Source organism: Mesorhizobium sp. M8A.F.Ca.ET.021.01.1.1 (assembly GCF_003998025.1).
Taxonomy (GTDB): Bacteria; Pseudomonadota; Alphaproteobacteria; order Rhizobiales; family Rhizobiaceae; genus Mesorhizobium.
This window is the reverse complement of sequence record NZ_RZSJ01000864.1, coordinates 1-1,684: the sequence shown is the minus strand read 5'-3', so window position 1 is coordinate 1,684 and position 1,684 is coordinate 1. Positions and strand designations below refer to the sequence as shown.

The following is a 1,684-nucleotide window of genomic DNA, read 5'->3' as shown; positions in this document are numbered from 1 at the left end:
TCGCTGGGTGCGCCACAATGGCGAGATCAGGTGGAATGGCGGCTTCGTCTATGTCTCGCAATCACTGGCCGGCGAAGCCGTCGCGGCCACCGAAGCCGAGGACGGCCAATGGGCACTTACCTTCCATGATTATCCGCTTGGCATCATCGACACCAGACGTATGAAGCTCGTCCGCCGCAGCGCCGCGCCAACCAAACCGCTTGGCGCTGCGGCGGACGCATAGGGGGAGAACTGTTACCTATGTATCCGGTTCAATCTGTTACCCATCTATCGGCTGGACACCGGCAGGGCAATGAGGGGCGGCGCGGCGTTTCAAGCTAACTTTCAGGCCCAACTTCTTTGCAAGAACCCCAATGAAAAAGGGCGGCGCAAGCGCCGCCCTTCGGGAGGATGATGATCTGCTACGAGATCAGGCCGCCTGGGCTTCCCCAATGACGGCATCGGCGGCACGAGCGGCTTTCAGCACCTTGGCCCACCAGGCGACGTCGTTGACCAGCGCGGTGGCGGCCTGGTTCAGGTGCTCGAGATCCTCGAGCTTCTTCTCGCCCTGGCGCACGGCAAGGAAATCGCCCCAGGCGATATGGACGGCGGACTTGACCGGCGCCATCTGCAATTCGACGGCGTGCAGACGAAGCTGCTCGACGGCGCGCGAGCCGCCGACACTGCCATAGCCGACAAAGCCTGCCGGCTTCTTGTTCCACTCGTTGGCGGCGTAGTCGATGGCGTTCTTCAGCACGGCCGTCGGGCCGTGATTATATTCGGCGGCGGTGAAGATGAAGCCGTCGAATCCGGCGACCTTCTTCTGCCAGCGCTGTGCGACTTCGTTCTGCGACGGCGCCCAGGCCGAAGACGCTACCTCATCGAAGAAGGGCAGCGGAAAGTCGCGCAGATCGACAATTTCGACATCGATATCGGCATGTGCCTTGGCGATCTTGGCGATCCACTGCGTCGGCACGTCGGCGAAGCGGGCGGCGCGCGTCGAACCGACGACAATGGCGATTTTGGGCTTGGACATAAGGGGCTCTCCTTGCGGGAATTTTGGTATCGTTTGGATACCGGCGCTATATGTGATACTGACAAACAGGCGCGCAAGGAGGCACGTTTTTGTTACTGAGGCACCCGCATAACACCGAGGACTGCCGGGCCGTGTCGGAGATCCTGCAGCGCGTCGGCGACAAATGGACCGTGCTCGTGGTCGGCAAACTGGGCGGCGGACCGCTGCGTTTCAACGAGCTGCGCGCGGCTGTCGGCGGCATCTCGCAGAAGATGCTGACGACCACCTTGCGCGGCCTGGAGCGCGACGGCTTCGTCACGCGCAAGGTGTTTCCGACCATTCCGCCGCGCGTCGATTACGAGCTGACCGAACTCGGCCACGAGTTGCTGGTACCGGTCGGCGCGCTCGGCGAATGGGCGCGCAAGAACACGCAGCGCGTTCAGTCGGCGCGCGCCAGATTCGACGAGATGCAAGCCTGAAACCCTTGCACGGCAAGGGATCCTGGATTCGCGCCGCGCGACGCTGCGTGTTTGCAGCGAAGTCATGGTTTCCCTGAAATAGACGCCTTGGTTCGCTGAAAAAGACCTGGGAGTTTGTCTGTGGCGCTCGAGGCTCGGCCCCACGCGTGCTCGCGCCCGCGGCGGAGACCGCATTCCAAAGGCAGCCAATCAGGCCCTTGGCGCCATGGCC

2 protein-coding genes and 1 pseudogene are annotated in these 1,684 nt (G+C 62.7%); 2 read left to right on the top strand and 1 reads right to left on the bottom strand.

All coding sequences use genetic code 11. The features are described from left to right. A pseudogene (locus EOA36_RS34870) lies at positions 1–223 on the top strand (integrase); the annotation flags it as partial. A gap of 186 nt (positions 224–409) precedes the next feature. Here the strand turns inward: EOA36_RS34870 and EOA36_RS34865 are convergent. Further along, positions 410–1,015, bottom strand: a complete 606-nt coding sequence (locus EOA36_RS34865; RefSeq protein ID WP_127281184.1) for an NADPH-dependent FMN reductase — start codon at positions 1,013–1,015, stop codon at positions 410–412. 89 nt (positions 1,016–1,104) lie between these two features. Between EOA36_RS34865 and EOA36_RS34860 the strand changes: the two genes are divergently transcribed. Beyond that, positions 1,105–1,473, top strand: coding sequence for a helix-turn-helix domain-containing protein (locus EOA36_RS34860; RefSeq protein WP_127281183.1), 369 nt, complete (start codon positions 1,105–1,107; stop codon positions 1,471–1,473). Positions 1,474–1,684 lie beyond the last annotated feature (211 nt).

Bases quoted from the DNA above. Each gene is read 5' to 3' on its own strand.
- EOA36_RS34865 (WP_127281184.1), bottom strand. From the start codon at position 1,015: ATGTCCAAGCCCAAAATCGCCATTGTCGTCGGTTCGACGCGCGCCGCC.